Raw genomic sequence first — 2,651 nt, forward strand, 5'->3', positions numbered from 1 at the left:
TGACGCCTCCGGGCGCTACGCACCCTACGCCATCATCCCCAGGCAAAAGCTGCTACACCACTCGACGGGACATGACCGGTGAGAACTGGTCGGTACGGCTGAAACCCTGATTTTTAAAGGGTTCCAGGTATTCGAAGATGGCAACATCCCAGCCATGAACTGGCTTCGTCGAGGCACATCTGACCGGAGTGCCCCAGTGAGCCGCCATTCGCGAGTGCGTTCGCTACGGCCCAGATGTGCCATTGGACTAAACCGCTTCCGCGGTAAATTGCACAAACAAGCACTATTGTAACCGTGGCGCAGTGGCGTGACCTGTCTTGAGATTGAGGGACTTCGAACCTCACCCAAGACAGGAGCCTTATCATGACCGAAGACACAATAAGCCCCTTGCGGCGGCGCATGATCGAAGAAATGACGATCCGGCAATTTGCCCCAAAGGTTCAGACTGATTACCTGCGGCACGTGAAGAATTTTGCGATTTTTCTGGGCCATTCCCCGAGCAAGGCGGGTTTTGAGGACATCCGTCGATACCAACTTCACCTCGCCTCCTCGGATCTCGGCGTCTCAAGCCCGAATGGTGCGATGACGGCATTACGTTTTTCTTTCGGGCGACGCTGGACCGTCCCGAGGTTACGGACCGGGTGGTTTTCACCCGAGAACCGTGCCGGTTGCCGGTCGTCCTGAGCCAGGAAGAGGTGGCCCGGTTTCTGGCTGCCGCCCCCAATCTCAAAGCCAAGACATTGCTGAGCCTAGCCTATGCGACGGGATTGCGGGTGCATGAGGTCTCCGTTCTTATAGTCGGTGATATCGATAGTGAGCGGATGGCGATCCGGGTTGAACAGGGGAAGGGGCGCAAGGACCGCTATGTTATGCTGTCGCCGCAGCTTCTGGAGTTGCTGCGGGTTTATTGGGCCCAGTATCGTCCTCGCCATTGGCTATTTCCAAGCCGGATCAATGAAGGGGTGACACCTTTGTCGCCCCGCCAAATAAACCGTCTCTGCCATGTCGCCGCCGAACAGGCCGGGATCACGAAGCGCGTGTCGCCTCATACCTTGCGCCATAGCTTTGCCACCCATCTGCTGGAGAACAGGACCGACATCCGGATCATTCAGGTTCTGCTCGGCCACAAGAAGCTCGACACCACGGCGCTCTATACGCAGGTGGCCCTCAAAACGATCGGTGAGATCGTCAGTCCGCTTGATCTCCTTCCGGCCCCCGAGGTGAGGCAGCCACCCGCCTGAGGCGGGCGACCATGTCCCGCCCAGGGATCGAGGTGGCGGATATCTTCCGTCGCCACGGCCCGGCTTGGCGCAGCGCCAACGTCGGCCATGTGAGCCTTGGCCAAATGAAGGTCATGTCGGCCATCGAGACCTGCCGGACGGCGGCGCTCGGCGGCCATGTCGAGGCTTGCGAAGATTGCGCCCACCTGCGGATCGCTTACAATTCGTGCCGCAACCGTCATTGCCCGAAGTGCCAGTCCATCGCCGCCAAGGAATGGCTGGCCGAACGCGAGGCCGAGCTGTTGCCGGTCCTGTACTATCACGTCGTGTTCACCTTGCCGGCGTTGATCGCCGACATCGCCTACCAGAACAAGGCCGCCATCTACGGCATGCTGTTCAAGGCGGCGTCGGAAACGCTCATCACCATTGCCGCCGATCCCAAGCATCTCGGCGCCCGGATCGGATTGATCGCCGTGCTCCACAGCTGGGGCTCGGCCCTGACTCACCACCCCCATGTCCATATCATCGTGCCGGGTGGCGGGATCGCGCCCGATGGACAGCGATGGATATCCTGCCGCCCCGGTTTCTTCCTGCCTGTCCGCATTCTGTCGCGGCTGTTCCGCCGATTGTTTCTGGAAAAGATCGCGGCGAAATCGCGGTGCTGGTCTATCATTTCTTCATCAAGCTGGTGGGACTCTTGCTGTTCGCCGTGGAAATCGGCTGGTTCGTGGCGCGCCCCCTTTGGATGGAGCTTCGCGAGTGGTGGGGACGGTGGCGACGGATCGCGCGCTCCCCCCGATCGATCCTGCCGCTCGGCCTGATGATCGGGGTGATGGTTGCGCTGTCGCTGCCCTGGCATGGCCGCGTATCGACCCCCGCCATGATGAAGGCCGAGGTTGTCCAGGGCCTCTATCCCGCCGCTGCCGGACGGATAGAACGGATGATGCTGACGCCGGGACTTCGGGTGACGGCGGGAACCCCCATCGTGGTGCTTTCCTCGCCCGATCTCGAGTACCGCTTGTCCCAGGTGGAACGGCGCATTCGCATCCTGGAATACGAACTGGCGTCATATTCCTTCGATGCAGCCTTTCGGGAGCGCTCGCAGGCCCTGCAGAAGGACCTGGAAGGGGCGGTGGCGGAACGGATGTCGTCGCAGCGGGAACAGGTACGCCTGACCTTGGTCGCCCCGTTCGACGGGCATATCGTCGATCCGAACCCGGACTTCCATGCGGGACAGTGGATCGGCCCGCGCGATCGGATGGCTTCCCTGGAAGGAGACGGGGCGCCGGTCATCGATGCCTATGTGGATGAACGTGATGTCAGCCGACTGAAGCCCGGCGGACCGGGGCGCTTCTGTCAACGGCGACCTAATTTTCCCCATTTCGGGCGGACGGAAATTCCCCAGGTGGAGGGATCGGTGATCAGCCGGAT

The 2,651-nt window shown here is 61.1% G+C and carries 3 protein-coding genes and 1 pseudogene; all 4 read left to right on the top strand.

Annotated elements, in window-relative coordinates:
- The first annotated feature begins 363 nt into the window (after positions 1-363).
- Positions 364-684, top strand: coding sequence for a phage integrase N-terminal SAM-like domain-containing protein (locus A6A04_RS23280; RefSeq protein WP_245651290.1), 321 nt, complete (start codon positions 364-366; stop codon positions 682-684).
- Complete coding sequence (locus tag A6A04_RS18480; protein ID WP_245651291.1) at positions 669-1,241, top strand: tyrosine-type recombinase/integrase; 573 nt, start codon at positions 669-671, stop codon at positions 1,239-1,241. Before A6A04_RS23280 ends, A6A04_RS18480 begins: the two co-directional genes overlap by 16 nt.
- An 11-nt stretch (positions 1,242-1,252) precedes the next feature.
- A pseudogene (locus A6A04_RS18485) lies at positions 1,253-1,879 on the top strand (IS91 family transposase); the annotation flags it as partial.
- A 173-nt stretch (positions 1,880-2,052) separates the two neighbouring features.
- A partial coding sequence (locus A6A04_RS18490; RefSeq protein ID WP_156612689.1) for an HlyD family efflux transporter periplasmic adaptor subunit occupies positions 2,053-2,651 on the top strand: 599 nt, incomplete at its 3' end.

The organism is Paramagnetospirillum marisnigri, from assembly GCF_001650715.1.
GTDB lineage: Bacteria > Pseudomonadota > Alphaproteobacteria > Rhodospirillales > Magnetospirillaceae > Phaeospirillum > Phaeospirillum marisnigri.